Here is a 19,178-nt window from a genome sequence, read left to right as displayed (position 1 = left end):
AAAAGAACCTTTGAATACTTCAAAGCGGAAGATTACCCGTTAGTTAAACACCGGTGCCTTAGCGTTAAGGCACTAAAAAAGCAGAGCTTAATCGCTCTGCTTTGATGTTGAAATGAATATGCTTTGGGACTTGTACAGTCAGTTCGCTTACTTAGCGACGTTACCTGCTACGTTCAGAGCATCCCATGTACGTGCGAATGGTGGGGCATAACAGAAGTCCATGTAGCCTAGTTGTTGAGTCGTCATCTTCGCGGTGATAGCAACTGCTAGTGCGTTAATACGGCCAACCGCTCCTTTCTTACCTACGATCTCACCACCTAGAAGAACTTTAGTCTCTGGGTGATAAACCAACTTCACCTTAATGTCTTCTTGGCCTGGGTAGTAATCCGTTTGGTTCTTATCTGAAATCGTTGATACTTTCACATCTAAGCTATGTTCTTTCGCCAGAAGTTCAGATACGCCGGTACACGCCAGTTCGTAATCGAGTATTTTCAAACAAGACGACCCCAAGAAGCCCGACATGTAAGTGTCTTTTCCTGCTAGCTTGTCTGCCATCATACGTGCTTGTTTGTTGGCTGTAGTTGCTAGAGGAACATAAACGGGTTTGCCTAGCGCCATATGATGGACAACGGCACAGTCACCTACAGCATGGATGTAAGCATCTTCAGTAGCACCATATTCATTCACCAACAACGCGCCATTTGCGGCTTTTGGTAGTTCGAATACTTCAGTGTTTGGTTTGAAGCCGAGTGACAGGATCACGACATCAGCTTCTACATTGCCATTATCGGTTTCTACGATGTAACCACCTTGCTCGGCATCGCGAATCGCAGACACGCTGCAACCGGTTTTTAGCTCTGCACCGGATTCACGAATTGCACCTTCAACTACTTCAATGATCTCTGGGCTGAACTGACGGCTCATGATGTGTTGTTCACGTTCGATAATCGTCACGTGCTTATCTAAGCCGTGCGCTGCATCGAATACTTCCAGGCCGATAAAGCCTGCGCCAATGACACACACGCGTTGTTTATTATCGTCTTTAAGCGCTTGTTTGACTGCTAAGCCATCTTCCATGCTTGTTAGTGTGTATACGTGTTCTGGATTGTATTCACCGAATGAGGGAACGATCGGACGTGCACCTGTCGCAATCACTAACATATCGTAATCGATAGTGCTCTCAACGTTTTGGTTACGCACCGTAATGTGTTTTTCAGTGCGGTCGAACGACACCATTTCCGTTTCTACACGAACATCTAAACCAGATTTGATGGCTTGTTCTGGCGTACGAGAGATCATTCGCTCGGTGTCATCAAACATGCCGCCTGCAAAGTAAGGTAAGCCACAGGCTCCGAAAGAGATGTAGCTACGCTTATCTAAAACGATGACTTCGTCTGATGGTTGATTACGTTTGTATTTTGCTGCGAAACTCATACCCGCGGCGCTACCGCCTATAACAACAACTTTCATATTTACTACCTAAATAACCTGAACTCAGGAAAAACAGAAGAGCACTCAAGTGGAGTGCTCTTAATTAAGTTTGAGAATTATACTGCTGCTTCTTTTGATACTGTCGCTGTAACGTCAGCGTCGTATTGTTCAGTATCCAATGAGCCATTCTTCTTCGCTGTAAGAACGCCTGACAACATAGAGCCTGAGATGTTCAGCGCTGTACGAGCCATGTCAATTAGCGCTTCAATAGACACTAGAATCGCGACTACTGTGATGTCTAGACCCATGATGGTCAGTACCGCTACCGCTGCGAACGTTGCACCGCCACCAACACCTGCGATACCGAATGAAGCAATTGCGATAACAGCGATCAGTTGTAGGATGAAGCTCAAGTCTACAGGCATGCCCATTACTTGTGCCGCCATGATTGCTAGCATTGCAGGGTAGATACCTGCACAACCGTTTTGGCCGATACTGGTACCAAATGTCGCTGACATGTTTGCTGTTTCTTCGTCTACACCTAGGCGTTGAGTTTGTGTTTCAACGTTTAGTGGGATAGCTGCCATGCTTGAGCGAGAACCGAAACCGAATACTAATACTGGCCAGATTTTCTTCATGAACTTAGCAGGAGAAAGGCCGAACATGGACACCATGACGAAGTGGATGCCGAACATAACGCCAATTGCTACGTAGCTTGCTAGAAGGAAGCGTCCCATTTCTGCTAGTGCGAACAGGTCGTTTGTCATCATGAAAGTGGTCATCAGAGCGAATACACCGTAAGGCGTTAGCTTCAGAATTTCACGTACCATTGAAAGCACCACTTCTTTTGCAGAGTTGATGAAATCAACGAAGTTTTGCACTTTCTCTGGCTTACGGTTTTTCACTTGAAGGATACAGTAGCCAAGGAACATGCCGAACAGTACAGTTGATAGCGTAGAAGTACGTTGAGAGCCCGTTAGCATGTCAAAGATGTTGGTTGGAATGATAGACAGAGCCATACCAGATAAGCCACTATTCGCCATTGCATCTTGTGTTGCAACCAGTGAATCACCGCGAGCTTCAATTGCACTGTTTGTGCCGATTGTGCTTACTAGCGCGTTCGCATCGATACCAAATAGGTAAATACTTGCGATACCAACGGCTGCTGAGATTGCACAAGTGAAAAGTAGAATACCGATGATTTTTGGCGCGATACGAGATAGCGCGCCGCCGCCTTCCACGTTCATGATCGAAGAGATCATCGCCACGAATACCAGTGGGATAACGATCATTTGTAGAAGTTTGATGTAGCCTTTACCGAACACCGAAATCAGTTCAGCAAAGCCAGATGTCGCAACGTTGCCGACACCGAAAACAAGTTGAATTGCGCCACCGAACAGTAAGCCAGCAGCAAGCGCACTCAGTACGCGGAAGTTAAAACTTTTCTTTTGCTTTTTGAAGTTCGACAGCAGTACGTAGAACCCAAAGAACAATATGCTTAATCCAATAAATGAAACGCTCATGAGAATCTCCTATGATACCCATTAATAACTAAGTCGGTTATTTCTTGTATGCGATGGCTTCAACTTCAACCAATGCGTCTTTTGGTAATCTTGCTGCTTCAACACAAGAGCGAGCAGGTGCGTTCTCTGTACCAAACACTTCTGTGTACACTTCGTTAAAGGCTACGAAGTTCTCCATGTCTGACAAGAAGCAGGTTGTCTTAAGCACTGTGTCCAGTCCCGCATTACTCGCTTCTAATACAGCTTTTAAGTTTTCTAGCGACTGACGAGCCTGCTCTTTGATGCCGCCTTCAACAAACTGCATGGTTTCCGGAACGAGAGGTAATTGACCTGATGTATAAACCATGTCGCCGTAAGACGTACCTTGTGAGTAAGGGCCGATAGCTGCAGGTGCTTGTTCAGTGGCAATGATCTGTTTCACGATGTAACTCCTAAATTATTGGTTTTATTCTGATTTAAATTCACGGATAAACTTGTAAACCGCCTGTCGGCTGATCCCAAGTTGCTCTGATACTTGTGTAGTCGTCTCTTTTAGCTCAAATACGCCGTTATCAAATAAACAACGAATGATGGCTTTATTGCGACCTTTGGAAGAAACCGACTCGTCTTGGTCAACCTCGTTAATGGCTGAACTCAATGCTTGTTGAATCACGTCGTTTGCATTGTTGCTGAATGTTTCGCTGACAATGGCTTGCGGCACATTGCACTGCGGCATCAGTGTTTTGACGATTTCTGGGAATGGGAAAGACAAGTTCATGTTGATACACAGCATGCCAATCGGCTTTTGTTGTGGACCAGCCAATACGCAGGTGGTCGATTTCAGTAGGGACCCGTCTGCTGCATTGGTGAAGTAGCTTTTTGGAGAAACTTCGCCAGTCTTCTCGAATGCACTCCACATGCGTAAACCTAAATCGGTGATCGGTGAACCAATTTCACGCCCCGTATGATGACCATTGACGATCTTCACGACTGAGTTTTCTAAGCTTTCAAATGAATGGATGACTACTTCACAGTAGGGACCAATCAAATCGGCAATTGTGTCTGCTAAGCGGAAGTAATTGCTTAAGCATTCTCTGTCTTCATCGGTGAATCGAACTTGTTTTACATTCATGATTTCGGTTTACATTTTTGAACTCAATGACTGAAATCTACTCCTTTGGTGGTATTTCCACAATACGCAGTAAACTTCTGTAAACCTGATATAAACGTCTAAAACATCAACAAATCTTAAGTTTTAGAGCTAAATCACGAACGAAATATGAACATGATCACTCGAAATAGGTAAATCAGGTTTAATTTCTTAAACTTCATCAAGGTTTACATATTTAAAACCAAAGGTTGCGTTATTGAATGTTTTGATGATCTAGGACAAGTTCTACATTCAGCTGAAAACACGCTTCGCAAATTATTCATCTGGTTTTCTTTAGATTGTCACTTTTGAGCAATAGGGTGGGCAGGTGATGCTGTCTTTTACTATAACTGTATTTAAATTATTCGAATTTTCTAGAAGTGTGGATTTATGAACAAAGCGGTTTGGGGTTTAGCCCTCGGTCAGACGTTGCTCTGGTGTTGTCTCTATTACGTTTTTCCGGCGATGCTTCTGCATTGGGAGCAAGTACACGACTGGAGTCGGTCTGAATTCATGTTAGGGCTGACGCTGGCGGTTGGCGTGTCTGCCATTGCGGCTTTGCCTGCTGGGCGCTTAATTGACAAAGGTTATGGCGCACTGATGATGACGGTTTCGGCAGTTATTGGTGGATTGCTTCTGTTCTTGGTTAGCTTGGTAGAACAACTTGCTTGGTTTTACTTGCTCTGGGGATTGATGGGAATCGCAATGGCGGGTTGCCTTTATGAACCTTGTTTTGCCTTTCTGATTCGTAGCTTAAAAACCAAAGCCAAGCGTGCGATCACCATGATCACTTTGGTAGCAGGCTTTGCGAGTACCATTTGTTTTCCAACGGTTCATTATTTAGCTCAGCATTACGGCCCAACGGTGACATTGCAAATTTTTTCCGGAGTCGTTTTGTTCGTCGCCGCTCCGTTACTGTTCATCAATACTAAATCGCTTGCTCGGTTTAATTTGCCTTCCAACGCCGGTGCTCTGTCACAAGTTCCTCCGACGGTCTCACAAGGTTCAAGCGATCGTTTTAGTTCTGCTTCATATCTATCTAACCCAATGTTTTGGCTGCTTGCTTGTGGTTTCTCTATGCTCGCGCTTAATCATGGTGTGGTGTTAAACCATCTATTGCCATTATTAGATGAGCGCAATGTTCCTGATGACTTAGCAATATTGGTGATCTCTTTGATAGGTCCAATGCAGGTCGCCGGGCGTGTAATGTGGTTGTTGGTTGATAAACACTGGTCAATCATGCGGATCACCGTTGCGTGTTTTATGAGTATCTGTTGTGCGACCTTGTGTTTGATTCTGTCTGAGAACGTTCTGTATCTGGTGTTTGGTTTTGTGCTCTTACAGGGTTCCGCTTACGGTGTGATGAGTATTGTGAAGCCTTTAACGACTCGTGAGGTAATGGGGGAGGCTAACTTTGGTTCTTTGGCGGGTGCAATGGCGGTGCCTTATTTGCTAGCATTTGCGTTGTCGCCATACTTTGGCGCGGTTATCTGGCAGATGGGAGGCTATCAATGGGTACTGTGGAGTATCTTTGGTAGTGCTGTTGTTGGTTTTGTCTCTATAGTCACCGTATCAAGGTTACATTTAGCTCGCTCTCAACCGTCTTTATCGAAAATATAAGGTTTACTGACAACGTAGATTTTTCCGACAACATAGAGCGCCGTCCATTTAGGTTTTGACTAACCTGTATTGTTATCGCTTCAAATGAATCACTTTGAGCACTCCTTTATGGGGTGCTTTTTTGTATGTGAATTTAGCAGCTATTGGAGGTGTGTATCTATTGCTTGGAGAACACCAAGACGCTGCGATGTTTATTGCGCTTTTTATTGTCAAATTACTGTGAATTACCTCCGTATATAAGTTGATATTCTCCCGCAAACTCCTTGATTTTTTGGTATTTAAAACAGCAAGTTAAGCTTGTCTAGACAAGTTGGCTAACCCCTTGAAATATTTCATTTCTGCAAATAAACCGACACGTAACTTTAATATTCAAACGTCAAAGTGGCCTTAAATCAAACAGGGACATTGACGATGAATAACATCATTGAAGTTAAGAAGGTCAACAAAACATTCGGTTCGAACAAGGCACTGAATGGCATCAATTTGACGATTACCAGTCGTAAGATGACGGCGCTACTTGGCCCGTCTGGTTCAGGTAAATCTACGCTGCTTCGTCACTTAAGCGGTCTGATCATCGGAGATAAAAGCACCGACTCTCAAATTAACGTGCTTGGCAAAACGGTACAGGCGAACGGTAAGGCAGACAGCAATGTCCGCGACATCCGTGCGCAGGCGGGTTACATCTTCCAACAATTCAATCTCGTTAACCGCTTATCTGTGATGACCAATGTACTGATTGGCGCACTGAGCTCTACACCTAAGTGGCGCACTCTGACGGGTATTTTTACGGTTGAACAACAGCAAGAGGCGCTTGAAGCACTGCGTCGCGTTGGTATGGAAGATTTTGCAGGCCAACGCGTTGGTAACCTATCAGGTGGCCAACAACAGCGTGTCGCAATCGCACGTGCGCTGATGCAGAAAGCCAAAATCATTTTTGCCGATGAACCTATTGCTTCGCTTGATCCAGAATCAGCACGCATCGTGATGGAGCTGCTTACGGACATCAACCAAAAGGAAGGCATTCCTGTCATCGTAACACTCCACCAAGTCGACCACGCTCTTAAGTATTGCGAAAACATCATCGCGCTTAAAGACGGCCAAGTGTTCTACGAAGGAAAGAGTGCGGAACTGACTAAGCCTCAGCTTGAAGATCTATATCGTTCTAAAAAATCGACAAACACGCCACATATTCAACCTAACGACGTGCTCGCTGCGTCTTTTTAAGTATCAGGGAATTTAAGATGTTTCATTCAATGAAATCAGGAATTAAGAAGGCCGTGACACTAGCAACCGTGTTGATGACGACACTCACTGCTGGCCACGCTTTTGCTAAAGATTCGATCAACTTTGGCATCATCGCTACCGATGCACAACAAAACTTGCGTAGCCGCTGGGAGCCTCTTCTGGATGATCTAGGTAAAGCGTTAGGCATGCCAGTAAACGCTTATTTCGCACCCGATTACGCAGGCATCATTCAGGCACAACGTTTTGGCAAAGTGGATTTTGCTTACTACGGAAACAAGGCGGCAATGGAAGCTGTTGACCGTGCAAACGCTGAAGCCTTCGTTCGTTACATCGATGAAGATGGCTTACAGGGTTATTACAGCTTACTGATTGTTAACGCTGAAAACGACAACATCAACACGCTTGAAGATGTTCTAGAGCAACACAAAACACTCAAGCTTGGTAATGGCGATCCTAATTCTACTTCGGGCTTTCTCGTTCCGAACTTCGAAGCATTTGCCAACAATGGCATCTCCGCGAATGACTTTCACCGCAATGTGACCGCAAGCCATGGCGCTAACGTGATGGCCGTAGCGAATAACCAAGTCGATGTCGCAACTAATCACACCATGAGCCTTATTCGCATTGAAGATCAGAACCCTGAGCTGTTTAGCAAGCTCAAGGTGGTTTGGCAGTCAGATCTCATTCCATCAGACGTGATTACCTACCGTAAAGACTTAGATGAAGGCTTGAAACAAAAGGCCCGTGATTTCTTCGTGAGCTACGGCGAACAGCCTGAGCAGCTTAAAAACCTAAACCAACTGGCTTGGTCTGGCTTTGCTGCTACCGATAACAACCAACTACTGCCTATTCGTCAAATGGAAGCGTTTAAGAAGCTGGTTGAAGCGGAAAACAACAGCAACCTTAGCGAGAAAGTGAGAGCTGATCGTATGGCGCAATACCAAGCCGAAATCGACCAGCTGCAAACAGAAATTGATGCGCTGAAAGGTTAATCCAATTCCCCTGCGCCGCTGTGGGCGGCGCTATAAAAGAGTATGAGAACAATGACTGCAATGACTCAACGTTACGAGCCTTCATCAAAGCTGTCGATTAAAAACGGCGTGATTGCTGTGATAGCACTACTGGTCCTTAGCTGGGCGTGGCAAGGCGCAGAAATGGCACCAATGATGTTCTTTGAACACCCAGAGAACATGGTTCAGCTAGGTAAAGACTTCTTCCCTGCTGACTTTAGTGAAAGCAATGTCTACTTAACCGAAATGCTGGTGACGATTCAAGTGGGCATTTGGGGAACCGTGTTATCGATTCTGTTAGCGATTCCATTCGGCATTCTGAGTGCTGAAAACCTGATGCCGAGCTGGGTGACATTTCCAATTCGTCGATTGATGGACTGTTTACGCGCTATCAATGAAATGGTGTTTGCAATGCTGTTTGTCGTGGTTGTTGGATTAGGGCCATTTGCAGGCGTGATGGCGTTGTTCATTCACACAACGGGCGTGCTTGCCAAGCTCTTTGCTGAAGCGATTGAAGCGATTGAACCCGGACCGATGGAAGGTGTGAAAGCGACAGGCGCGAATCCTATCGAAGTGATTCTTTACGGCGTAATTCCACAGGTGTTACCACTTTGGATTTCGTACTCACTGTACCGCTTGGAGTCGAATATTCGCTCGGCAACGGTTGTCGGCATGGTTGGCGCAGGCGGTATCGGTGTGCTGCTTTGGCAATCTATTTCAGGTTTCCAGCTGCAACAAACCGCAGCAATCATGGCGATTGTTATCGTGACGGTAAGCATTATCGACTTCGTTTCTCAAATCATCCGTAAGAAGTTTATCTAGGCATCTCAGATGCCTATTTAACCAAACTTGTCTAGATAAGTGATTGAATTTTAGGAAAGGAAACCCTTATGCCCGTTTACTTAGATATTGCCTCAGAGCTTGAAAAGGAAGTGAAAGACCACTTTGTGCCAGGTGACTACTTACCACCTGAATCCAAATTGGCTGAGCGCTTTGCAGTAAACCGTCACACGCTTCGCCGCGCAGTCGATGAACTCGTGTCAACGGGCTTGATTCAACGCCACCAAGGCAAAGGCAACATGGTGATTCGTCAGCCAAGTGAATATCGACTTCACTCAGGAGCACATTTCACCAAGAACCTGATTGAGCAAGGTGCGATGCCAAGATGTGAGGTGCTTCAGTCTCGTCTTATCAATGTACCCCCAAAGATTGCGGGCTACTTGAAGATTGAAGAGGGGAGCAAGGTTATTCACATCCGTACCCTGCGAAAAACCGGAGATACACCGAGAACCATCATTGACCACTACCTACCCAATGTGGAGTGGTGGCCGATTCTTAAGAACTTCACCAACGGTTCTTTGCACCAATTTATTCAGCGTGGCTTGGAAACTGATTTAGAGCGAAAAGAGACTCGAGTGGGCGCGAAAATCCCAACCAATGAAGAGTGTCGTTTGTTGCAAATCAGCACCAGTACATCGCTACTCAAAATTAAAACCACCAACGTAATCAAAGGCACGCAAGTGATAGCGGAATTTTCAAGTTCGAACACCCGTGCCGACGCAACCGAAATTGTAATGGAGCACTAAATGACAGCTTTGAAAGAGCGACAAAAGTGGATGTCAGTACTCGCGCAGAGCCAGTTCTCAGAATTAAAAACGCGCTGGGAAGCATTAGGGCTAGACGCGGAATACGCAATGGTTCGCCAACCAGAGATTGGTTTAGCACAAGTGCGTGCACGTATGGGCTCAACAGGCCGTCAGTTCAACATGGGGGATGTCACGATTACTCGCACCGTCATCAAGCTAACGAGTGGAGAGCTTGGTTACAGCTACCTACAGGGGCGAAGCAAGCCTCATGCAGAGCTAGCAGCCGTCGTCGATGCCTTGATGCAAAACGGACAACAAGCCGAAGTGCTCAACACGCAACTGATTGAGCCTTTGGCAGCGATGAAACATGAACGAGACAGTCAACGTCGCCAAGAAGTGGCTTCAAGCAAAGTGGACTTTTTTACCATGGTTCGCGGAGAAGATTAGGTCCGTGGTGAAGACTAGGTTCGCGAAGAAGACTAGGTCTACGGCGAAAACTGGCCTAGTGACGAAAAAGCTTCGCAGGTAAACAAAAGAACTACATGTCATTCAAGAATAAGATTAACGAATTAAACAGGTTAGAACGAATTCAATGAGTATGATTTCTCCTGCATTTCAAGATGCAGTTCATGACAGTCAGCAGTGCTTTCGATTGCTGCTCAAGGCGATGTCTGAACCCGGTACCGTCGTAACACTAAATCGTTGCGAAGGCTTTGGTTCAATGATGAGTGCAGCCGCTCAAACGCTACTTTCCATGGCCGACAATGCAACGCCGATCTGGCTATCTTCGACATTAAAAGCTGATCACGCGGTGACTGAAAACATCAAGTTTCACATTGGCGCACCGATTGTAGAGCAGACTCAACAAGCGAGCTTTGCTGCGATTTCAGCACAAGATCTACAGGATGTTGATTGGTCAGAACTGACATTCAATCTCGGCAATGAAGAGTACCCAGATACCTCAGCAACGGTTGTGATTGAGGTTGATAGCTTAACGTCTGGAGCTGAGCTGTCTCTGAGTGGCCCGGGTATTCAAAGTGAACAAGCTGCGTTTTTTAGCGGATTACCGGCGGGCTTTATTGCTCACCTTAAAGAACGCCAATCATTGGTGAAGTTCCCATTAGGTGTCGACTTTATCTTTGTGGCGAACCAGCAAGCGCTGTGTTTGCCTCGTACAACTAAAGTGGAGGCGACAACATGTACGTTGCTGTAAAAGGTGGTGAAAAGGCCATTAGTCTTGCGCACCAACTGCAAGCGAAGAAGCGTCGCGGTAATCCTGATTTACCAGAATTAAGCGTTGAACAGATTCAAGATCAGCTGTCAGGTTCGGTAGACCGAGTGATGACGGAAGGCGGAATTTATGACAAACAACTTGCGGCATTAGCCATCAAACAAGCCGCGGGCGATTTGGTTGAAGCTATCTTCTTGTTGCGCGCCTATCGCACCACGTTACCTCGCCTAATCACTGCGCAACCCGTTGATACCAATACAATGCGAATTGAACGTCGTATTTCAGCAACCTATAAAGATTTACCGGGTGGTCAGATCTTAGGCCCAACCTACGATTACACGCACCGCTTATTGGATTTCAGCCTACTTGCCGAAGGTGAAACACCGCAGATCCCCACGCAAGATGTGACTGACTCTGAACCTTGCCCTCAGGTGCTCGGCATTCTCGAAAACCTCGACATGATGTTGACCGAAGAAGATGACCAACAAGTACCAGAAGACATCACCATGAATCCGGTGAACTACCCATGTAACCGCAGCGCACGCCTACAAAACTTGGTGCGCGGCGATGAAGGTTTCTTATTGGCACTGAGCTACTCAACCCAACGTGGCTATGGTCGTAATCACCCATTCGCTGGCGAGATTCGTACGGGCTTTTCAACGTTATCGATTGAGCCTGAAGAGTTAGGTTTCAGCATCGATATTGGTGAAATTGAACTAACAGAGTGCCAGATGATCAATGGTTTTGTTGGTAACAAACAACAGAAAGCTAAGTTGACTCGCGGCTACGGCTTAACGTTTGGTGCGACTGAGCGTAAAGCAATGTCGATGGCATTGGTTGACCGTTCTTTGCAAGCCGCAGAATACGGCGAGCTTGTTGATGGCCCAGCTCAAGATGAAGAGTTTGTGCTTTCTCACTCAGACAACGTAGAAGCCGCAGGCTTTGTCTCTCACCTTAAACTTCCTCATTACGTCGATTTCCAAGCAGAACTGGAACTGCTGAGAAAAATGCATAAAGAGCACGATGAATTGATGGCTCAGCCAGGTAATGACGAACAAGGTAATGGCGTACAAGGAGAGCAGTCATGAACACAGCAACGCTTAATGCACCGATAGGTAACGCTTCAGCGCCATTCAATACTGAAGAAACAGCATCTCAAAGCCCACTAGGTGCGACGGGCTACAACTACGGCTACCTTGATGAGCAAACCAAGCGCATGATTCGTCGTGCTTTGCTTAAAGCGGTTTCCATTCCGGGTTATCAAGTGCCATTTGGCGGTCGCGAGATGCCAATGCCTTACGGTTGGGGAACGGGTGGTGTTCAGATCACCGCTGCAATAATCGGCCAGCCAGACACGCTAAAAGTGATTGACCAAGGGGCAGATGACACAACAAACGCCGTGTCGATTCGTGAGTTCTTCAAGTCCATCGCCAGTGCAAACACGACTGAAAAAACGACGGAAGCGAGCATTATTCAGACTCGCCACCGTATTCCTGAAGTTGATCTTCAAGAAGATCAGATCTTGGTGTATCAGGTGCCGATCCCAGAGCCGCTGCGCTTTATTGAACCACGTGAAACTGAGACTCGTAAAATGCATGCGTTGCAAGAGTACGGAATCATGCACGTCAAACTTTATGAAGACATCGCTCGTTTTGGACACATCTCAACAGCTTACGCTTACCCAGTGCGAGTAAACGATCGCTACATCATGGATCCATCGCCAATTCCTAAATTCGATAACCCGAAAATGGACAACATGGCAGCACTACAACTGTTTGGCGCGGGTCGTGAAAAGCGTATTTACGCCGTTCCTCCTTACACCAAGGTTCAAAGTCTAGATTTTGAAGATCACCCATTTGAGATTCAACAATGGGACGAACCATGTGCGATTTGTGGTTCGACGGATACTTTCCTTGATGAAGTCGTTATGGATGACCAAGGCTCACATATGTTCGTGTGTTCAGACACGGATTACTGTCGCGAACAACAGGAGAACAACGCATGAACGCTGTGACGAAGATGAAACACGAATGGAACCAGTCAGAGCAGCCTCTGTTGTCTGTCTCTAATCTCACTAAGCTTTATGCGCCGGGTAAGGGCTTTCAGAACGTATCTTTTGACCTTTTCCCTGGAGAAGTGTTGGGCATTGTGGGTGAGTCTGGCTCGGGTAAAAGTACCTTATTGAAGTCGCTTTCTGGCCGTCAAACCCCAGACAGCGGTGAGGTGATTTACTTGCGTGGTGACGCGGATAAGCAAATCTCACAACTGGAAGACTTGTACCAAATGGCGGAAAGCCAGCGTCGTCACTTGCTTCGCACCGAGTGGGGCGTGGTGCACCAACATCCAATGGATGGCTTACGCGGCCGAGTATCGGCGGGTGGCAACATTGGTGAGCGCCTAATGGCAGTGGGCGAACGTAACTATGGCGAAATTCGTGAGAAATCCGCGAAATGGCTCGGTGATGTTGAGATCCCAACGGATCGAATGGATGACATGCCGACGACTTTTTCTGGTGGTATGCAGCAGAGATTACAGATCGCTCGCAACCTTGTGACTCACCCTAAGTTGATCTTCATGGATGAGCCGACTGGTGGTTTGGATGTATCGGTACAGGCTAAGTTGCTCGATCTTCTTCGCCGCTTGGTGACAGAGCTTGAATTGGCCGTGGTGATCGTAACCCACGATCTTGCTGTAGCTCGTTTGCTTGCCCATCGATTAATGGTGATGCGCCGCAGTGAAGTAGTAGAAAGTGGCCTTACCGATCAAGTGCTTGATGACCCTCAACACCCATACACACAATTGCTAGTTTCTTCTGTATTGCAGAATTAAGGACGATGACATGAATACCAAATTAACCGTAAACAACGTCAGCAAAACCTTTGTGCTGCACAATCAAAATAGCGTTGAACTGCCAGTTCTCACTGGTGCGAATTTCTCAGTAGACAGTGGTGAATGTGTGGTTTTACACGGTCATTCAGGTTCTGGCAAATCAACGCTGTTGCGCGCGCTATATGCCAATTACCTAGTGGACTCTGGCTCAATTAACGTTGTACACCAAGGCAATATGCTCGACCTTGCGAAAGCGACACCAAGAGAAATCATCAACGTACGTAAACACACCATAGGTTGGGTGAGCCAGTTCTTACGTGTCATTCCACGTATCAGTGCACTGGAAGTAGTGATGCAACCTATGTTGGAAATGGGTGGCTGCGCGCAAGAAGCACAAGAGAGAGCTAAGTTACTGCTGACTCGCTTAAACGTACCTGAGCATTTGTGGCACTTAGCGCCTGCAACCTTTTCAGGCGGTGAACAGCAGCGTGTAAACATCGCACGTGGTTTTATTGTTGATTACCCAATCCTACTGCTTGATGAGCCAACGGCTTCGCTTGATGCGACCAACAGCGCAGTGGTTGTGAGTTTGATTGAAGAAGCCAAAGCAGGCGGCGCTGCAATCATCGGTATCTTCCATGATGAAGCAACACGAGATTTGGTCGCTGACCGCCTGTATGACGTGAAGCTACAAAAAGACATTTCACCAAAACAACTCACCACAGCGTGTGCGTAAAGGGAGCTGACGCAAATGATTATTACCAACGTAAATCTGGTGCTTGAAAATGAAGTAGTGCGTGGCTCTGTTGAGCTGCGAGACGGCGTGATCGCCAACATGTCTGACTCGACAAGCCAGCTTCCGGGTGCCTTTGATGGTGAGAATGGCTTCTTGATGCCGGGTTTAATTGAGTTGCATACCGACAATCTAGAGAAGTACTTCACGCCAAGGCCAAAGGTAAATTGGCCACCGCTTTCGGCAATGAGCGCTCATGATACCCAGTTAATTGGGTCGGGCATCACCACGGTGCTTGATGCGGTTGCTTTGGGTGACTATCGAGATGGCAATCGCCAAGAGAATCTCGACCAGTTTATTAATACCGTAGCCGAGAGCCAGAAGCGTGGTCTAACCCGTGCCGAGCACCGCATCCACTTGCGCTGTGAAGTGCCGCACTCGACTACTGTTGGCTTGTTTGAGCGTTACGTGAATATGCCAGAAGTACAGTTGGTGTCCTTGATGGATCACGCGCCGGGTCAGCGTCAATTTGTGAACATTGATAAGTACCGTACTTACTATCAGGGTAAGTACAACATGACGGATGCTGAAATGGCGGTCTACGAAAAAGACCAGGTTGCTCAGTCACAGCGTTGGTCGAAACAGAATCGTGATGAGATCACTCGTCAGTGCCGTGATTTGAACATTCCAACCGCAAGCCACGATGATGCAACCAGCGCACATGTGACGGAATCTAAAGAGTTGGGCATGGTCATCGCAGAGTTTCCAACCACAGTTGAAGCGGCAAAGCGTTCTCATGAATTAGGATTGAAGGTAATGATGGGTGCGCCAAACGTGATTCGTGGCGGTTCGCACTCGGGCAACGTCGCAGCGCATGAACTGGCATCTTTGGGCGTGTTAGATATTTTGTCTTCTGATTACTACCCAGTGAGCTTGTTAGACGCGGTATTTACGCTAGTGAATGATGAGCGCAATAACCTCGATGTAGCACAGGCGGTGCAATTGGCGACATTGAATCCTGCACAAGCTCTTGGCTTAACTGACCGTGGTGTCATCGCGGAAGGTAAGCGTGCCGATCTGGTATTAGCGCATCGTTTGGATGATCACCAGCTAGTATCTCGTGTGTGGCGTGAAGGCAAGAAGGTATTCTAATCCATGTCTAAAGGTCATTCATTTGATGTGAATGGGGTGGCGAACGCTGCCCCTAAAGCTGACAAACTGGGTCAGCTTTATTTCGTAATTGGTCCTTCTGGGGCGGGGAAAGATTCAATTATCTCAGCGCTACGAGAGCAATTTGTTGAAGACTTGGTGGTCGTTCATCGCTACATCACACGTGCAGCCGATGCTGGTGGCGAAAACCACGTAGAGCTCAGTGATGATGAATTCTTCATTCGTTATTCACGCAATATGTTCGCAATGAGTTGGCAAGCGCACGGCATGAGTTATGGCATTGGCCAAGAAGTGTATCAGTGGATGGATGCCGGTTTGAGTGTCGTGGTTAATGGCTCACGTGCGTATTTGGATGCGGCAAGAGAGTTGTTTGGCGAACGACTAGTCCCTGTTGTGGTGAGCGTTAACCCCGAGGTGTTAGAAGCACGCTTGCGAGCTCGCGGACGAGAGAGTGAAGCGCAGATAGCCCTTCGCTTACAACGTGCGGCAGACTATTGTATCGATTCAGCATCAGGCTCATCGGCTCTCAATAATACGCTGTGTATTGATAATAGCGGTACGCTTGAGCAGAGCATTGCGCAGTTCGCCCGTTTAAAAGAACAAGCTGAAAGGCTCGCAGAACCTATAGGTGGTTTCGCATGAAGTTAACCATGTTAGGCACAGCCAACAGTGCGATGGTACCGGTTTATGGGTGTGATTGTTCGGTGTGTGGTGCTGCTCTCGAAGACCCAAACTTGAGGCGTGAAAAGTCATCGGCTTACCTTGAACATAATGGTAAGTTTTTACTACTGGATGCCAATGCTCCTGATCTCATGCGCCGTTTTCCAGCGGGCTCGATAGACCAGATCTTATTGACTCATTACCACATGGATCATGTCCATAGTTTGTTTGATCTTCGCTGGGGCGCTGGCGATAAGATCTCGGTGATTTCACCGGATGACCCGCTTGGCTGCGACGATCTTTATAAACACCCTGGTATCTTGGACTTTTCACTGCGAGCACAAGCATTTAAATCGTTTGTTTGGCAGGGAATCACCATCACGCCATTACCCCTCAATCACTCTAAACTTTGTCTTGGTTATTGCTTTGAATTCGATGGCAAGCGCTTGGCTTATTTAACCGACACGGTAGGGCTGCCAAAACAAACCGAGCGTTGGTTGAAAGAGTTTCCCGTTGATTGGTTAATTACCGATTGTAATTACTCGCCAATTGAAGACCCTCAAGCTCGAGCTAGCCTAAACCACAACGACTTCCACCATATTTTAGACATCGATGAAACCTGTCGCCCCACAAATCTGGGCCTGATTCACGTCAGCCACCACATGCTTGGCTGGGCTGAGCAACATCCACAAGCCTTTTCAGAGCGACTGCGCATTCTCAACGATGGCGAGGAGATAACCCTATGAGCCAACCACTTTCCCCAACCCTAAACAGCGAACCTAGCGTTGCTGAAAGCAGTAAGTTACACAACGTTGAACTTGGGCGCTGGACTGAAATCGCTGACCGTTGCGTGCTAAATAACGTGAAAGTTGGAGACTACAGCTATATCCAAAATGACTGTAACCTGATGTTTACCGAAATAGGTAAATTCACATCAATCGCCGCATCGGTTCGTCTGAATCCGAGCAACCATCCGTGGTGGCGTCCAACGTTGCATCATTTCACTTATCGTCCGGGCAAGTATCAACTAGGCGAAGACCCTACTTCATTGGACGATGAGGTGTTCTCGTGGCGAGAGGAAGACAAAGTACAGGTTGGACACGATGTGTGGATTGGTCACGGAGTGATTGTTCTTCCGGGTATTACGATTGGCAATGGCTCGATTATCGGAGCGGGTAGTGTGGTGACCAAAGACGTACCGCCATACTCAATTGTGGTTGGTAACCCTGCCAGGGTGCTACGCCCTCGCTTTGAAGATCCTAGCTATGGCGAGAGACTGGAAAGCCTTCAATGGTGGCATTGGGATGATGAAAAGCTTGCAGAAGCATTGCCACTTTTCCAAAAAGATTGCGGTGAGTTCTTGGGTCACTTTGAGGAAGTTTAAGCTCGATATCCTTTAAATCTTAAAATGAAAAAGCAGCCTAAGTGGCTGCTTTTTGGTTCGTAACGCTCTAGCTGTTCAATTAGCTATTTGGCTAGCTTAGCTTCGACTTGCCCAAGCGCTTGCTGATACATAAACCATGCACAAGTGCCGGCAAGTACATTACCTACCATGGCACCCCAGAATAGGCCTTCAATGCCAGCAAGCTGCGAACCAACCCATAAACAAGGTAAGAAGAAAGCGAACAGGCGCAGTGCAGAAATCGCTAATGCGGTATAAGACTTGCCAAGCGCATTAGAGATAGAAACCATCAGCATACAGATGCCCAAAGGCCCTAAACTGATAGGAACGATAAGTAAGTGGTAGTTCAAAATGGTCGAGACTTCGTCTTCGCTGGTCATGAGATTTGCCAACCCACCAGAGAACACCCAAGTGACTAGTGCGATCACCAATTGGAACCCTAATACGAACATCACGGCAATCTTGACGAGCTTGCGTATGTTTTCTAGGTTCTTTTCTCCCAACATTCGGCCAATCATAGGTGGCATTGACATAGTAAGAGCAAGCACTGCAACAATCGAAAAGAATTCAAAACGTGAACCTAGCGCCCAAGCCGCAACGGCTGCAGTACCGTAGCCAGCAAGCAGTTTGGTGGCGAGCATCGAAGAGACTGGTGGCAGCAGTTGACTGATCATCGCAGGCCCCATGATGTTTCCAATAGAGCGAACACTTTTGCCGATATCAAGATCGTGCCAGTCGAATGTCATCCAATGCTTCTTCGTCACCTTAGGAGCAACGATAAAAATACCGGCACCGAACGCCAAGATGGTCGCAATCGCGGCTCCGTTGATGCCCATGTCGAGCGTGAAGATGAAAATCGGGTCCAATATCAAGTTGATGATGCTGGTGGCGATCATCATCGAACCGGGCAGCATGGTATTGCCATTGGCACGACACACGCTGTAGAAAAAGTAGAGCAGTGCGCCTGTCCAAGAGCTTACCAGCCAATAGATCCAGTAAGAATCAATGATCGGCAATACCGTTGGTGGTGCATCGAGCAGTTGTAAAATAGGACCACGCAACAGATAGATGATGACTGAGAACAGCGCGACACTCACACTGCCCATCGCAACCACTAATCCGCCGAGCTGTTTGGCATAGCGTATCTCGTTGGCGCCAATCGCTCTCGCGATCACAGCCGTTGTCGCGATGCCTAGTCCGACTTGAATCCCGATAATGATCATTTGAATTGGCAGTGTGAAGCCTTGAACCGCGAGCGGCAGCACGCCTAGCTGGCCAATAAAAGCACTGTCTACAAGCTGGAAGCTCATCAGGGAGAGTACCCCAAACAGCATTGGCCATGTCATTGTATAGAGTTGTCGGCCAAGAGAAGGCGAGGGAGTTGCGGTCGTAGAATTCATAACACTCTTATCAGTCTTGAAGGTCGGTTTGTCGTAGTGACAATCCACTCAATGAAGAATTGCGTAAAGGATAACGTAACGTCAGCTCGATACCAATAAATGTTACCCGATCTAAACATATTACCTATGCGTGTTTTCAGTAGGTTCGGTGCATTCTGCACTGTGACTTTATGGAAGCACCTCTCAAACCTTATTTATTTTATAGACTT

Annotated in this window: 20 protein-coding genes; 15 read left to right on the top strand and 5 right to left on the bottom strand. The window is 47.0% G+C overall.

Annotated features, from left to right (window positions below; genetic code table 11):
* Positions 1 to 147: 147 nt before the first annotated feature.
* From OCV20_RS22670 to OCV20_RS22655, 4 genes are all read right to left on the bottom strand, one after another.
* Positions 148 to 1,470: a CoA-disulfide reductase gene (locus OCV20_RS22670; RefSeq protein ID WP_086774590.1), complete on the bottom strand. Its 1,323-nt coding sequence runs from the start codon at positions 1,468 to 1,470 to the stop codon at positions 148 to 150.
* 77 nt (positions 1,471 to 1,547) lie between these two features.
* Positions 1,548 to 2,954, bottom strand: coding sequence for a cation:dicarboxylate symporter family transporter (locus OCV20_RS22665; RefSeq protein WP_086774589.1), 1,407 nt, complete (start codon positions 2,952 to 2,954; stop codon positions 1,548 to 1,550).
* A 37-nt stretch (positions 2,955 to 2,991) separates the two neighbouring features.
* Positions 2,992 to 3,375 carry a RidA family protein gene (locus tag OCV20_RS22660; RefSeq protein WP_017111552.1) on the bottom strand — a complete coding sequence of 128 codons (384 nt, stop codon included), beginning with the start codon at positions 3,373 to 3,375 and terminating at the stop codon, positions 2,992 to 2,994.
* A gap of 24 nt (positions 3,376 to 3,399) precedes the next feature.
* The gene (locus OCV20_RS22655) at positions 3,400 to 4,065 is read right to left on the bottom strand and encodes a helix-turn-helix transcriptional regulator (protein ID WP_065676814.1); all 666 of its coding nucleotides are present in this window, start codon (positions 4,063 to 4,065) and stop codon (positions 3,400 to 3,402) included.
* A 408-nt stretch (positions 4,066 to 4,473) separates the two neighbouring features.
* Between OCV20_RS22655 and OCV20_RS22650 the strand changes: the two genes are divergently transcribed.
* The 15 genes from OCV20_RS22650 to OCV20_RS22580 all read left to right on the top strand — a co-directional run bounded on the left by OCV20_RS22650 (position 4,474) and on the right by OCV20_RS22580 (position 17,551).
* Positions 4,474 to 5,703 carry an MFS transporter gene (locus OCV20_RS22650; protein ID WP_086774588.1) on the top strand — a complete coding sequence of 410 codons (1,230 nt, stop codon included), beginning with the start codon at positions 4,474 to 4,476 and terminating at the stop codon, positions 5,701 to 5,703.
* A 411-nt stretch (positions 5,704 to 6,114) separates the two neighbouring features.
* Positions 6,115 to 6,927, top strand: a complete 813-nt coding sequence (phnC, locus tag OCV20_RS22645) for a phosphonate ABC transporter ATP-binding protein (protein WP_086774587.1) — start codon at positions 6,115 to 6,117, stop codon at positions 6,925 to 6,927.
* 17 nt (positions 6,928 to 6,944) lie between these two features.
* Positions 6,945 to 7,940 carry a phosphonate ABC transporter substrate-binding protein gene (gene phnD / locus OCV20_RS22640; RefSeq protein ID WP_086774586.1) on the top strand — a complete coding sequence of 332 codons (996 nt, stop codon included), beginning with the start codon at positions 6,945 to 6,947 and terminating at the stop codon, positions 7,938 to 7,940.
* Positions 7,941 to 7,991: 51 nt separating this feature from the next.
* Positions 7,992 to 8,780: a phosphonate ABC transporter, permease protein PhnE gene (gene phnE / locus OCV20_RS22635; RefSeq protein WP_086774585.1), complete on the top strand. Its 789-nt coding sequence runs from the start codon at positions 7,992 to 7,994 to the stop codon at positions 8,778 to 8,780.
* 68 nt (positions 8,781 to 8,848) lie between these two features.
* Complete coding sequence (phnF, locus tag OCV20_RS22630) at positions 8,849 to 9,544, top strand: phosphonate metabolism transcriptional regulator PhnF (protein ID WP_086774584.1); 696 nt, start codon at positions 8,849 to 8,851, stop codon at positions 9,542 to 9,544.
* On the top strand, positions 9,545 to 9,991 hold the full coding sequence (phnG, locus tag OCV20_RS22625; RefSeq protein WP_086774583.1) for a phosphonate C-P lyase system protein PhnG: 447 nt from the start codon (positions 9,545 to 9,547) through the stop codon (positions 9,989 to 9,991). It abuts the gene before it with no gap.
* A 145-nt stretch (positions 9,992 to 10,136) separates the two neighbouring features.
* On the top strand, positions 10,137 to 10,757 hold the full coding sequence (gene phnH, locus OCV20_RS22620; protein WP_086774582.1) for a phosphonate C-P lyase system protein PhnH: 621 nt from the start codon (positions 10,137 to 10,139) through the stop codon (positions 10,755 to 10,757).
* Complete coding sequence (locus OCV20_RS22615) at positions 10,742 to 11,863, top strand: carbon-phosphorus lyase complex subunit (RefSeq protein ID WP_086774581.1); 1,122 nt, start codon at positions 10,742 to 10,744, stop codon at positions 11,861 to 11,863. Before phnH ends, OCV20_RS22615 begins: the two co-directional genes overlap by 16 nt.
* Complete coding sequence (locus OCV20_RS22610; RefSeq protein ID WP_086774580.1) at positions 11,860 to 12,780, top strand: alpha-D-ribose 1-methylphosphonate 5-phosphate C-P-lyase PhnJ; 921 nt, start codon at positions 11,860 to 11,862, stop codon at positions 12,778 to 12,780. Before OCV20_RS22615 ends, OCV20_RS22610 begins: the two co-directional genes overlap by 4 nt.
* Positions 12,777 to 13,604 carry a phosphonate C-P lyase system protein PhnK gene (phnK, locus tag OCV20_RS22605; RefSeq protein WP_086774579.1) on the top strand — a complete coding sequence of 276 codons (828 nt, stop codon included), beginning with the start codon at positions 12,777 to 12,779 and terminating at the stop codon, positions 13,602 to 13,604. Before OCV20_RS22610 ends, phnK begins: the two co-directional genes overlap by 4 nt.
* 10 nt (positions 13,605 to 13,614) lie before the next feature.
* Positions 13,615 to 14,340: a phosphonate C-P lyase system protein PhnL gene (gene phnL / locus OCV20_RS22600; protein ID WP_086774578.1), complete on the top strand. Its 726-nt coding sequence runs from the start codon at positions 13,615 to 13,617 to the stop codon at positions 14,338 to 14,340.
* A 15-nt stretch (positions 14,341 to 14,355) separates the two neighbouring features.
* A complete protein-coding gene (gene phnM / locus OCV20_RS22595) occupies positions 14,356 to 15,489 on the top strand; it encodes an alpha-D-ribose 1-methylphosphonate 5-triphosphate diphosphatase (RefSeq protein WP_048609049.1) in 1,134 nt (377 codons plus the stop codon).
* A gap of 3 nt (positions 15,490 to 15,492) precedes the next feature.
* Complete coding sequence (gene phnN / locus OCV20_RS22590; protein ID WP_086774577.1) at positions 15,493 to 16,149, top strand: ribose 1,5-bisphosphokinase; 657 nt, start codon at positions 15,493 to 15,495, stop codon at positions 16,147 to 16,149.
* On the top strand, positions 16,146 to 16,913 hold the full coding sequence (gene phnP, locus OCV20_RS22585; protein WP_086774576.1) for a phosphonate metabolism protein PhnP: 768 nt from the start codon (positions 16,146 to 16,148) through the stop codon (positions 16,911 to 16,913). The genes phnN and phnP overlap by 4 nt, the downstream gene beginning before the upstream one ends.
* Entirely contained in the window at positions 16,910 to 17,551 is a 642-nt protein-coding gene (locus OCV20_RS22580) for a DapH/DapD/GlmU-related protein (protein ID WP_086774575.1), read from the top strand. Before phnP ends, OCV20_RS22580 begins: the two co-directional genes overlap by 4 nt.
* Before the next feature lie 83 nt (positions 17,552 to 17,634).
* Here OCV20_RS22580 and OCV20_RS22575 read toward each other — a convergent pair whose 3' ends face one another.
* Positions 17,635 to 18,969, bottom strand: a complete 1,335-nt coding sequence (locus OCV20_RS22575) for an MATE family efflux transporter (protein WP_086774574.1) — start codon at positions 18,967 to 18,969, stop codon at positions 17,635 to 17,637.
* Positions 18,970 to 19,178 lie beyond the last annotated feature (209 nt).

Origin of the sequence: Vibrio coralliirubri, assembly GCF_024347375.1 — a bacterium.
GTDB classification, from domain to species: Bacteria; Pseudomonadota; Gammaproteobacteria; order Enterobacterales; family Vibrionaceae; genus Vibrio; species Vibrio coralliirubri.
This window is presented reverse-complemented; position numbering and strand designations above follow the sequence as displayed.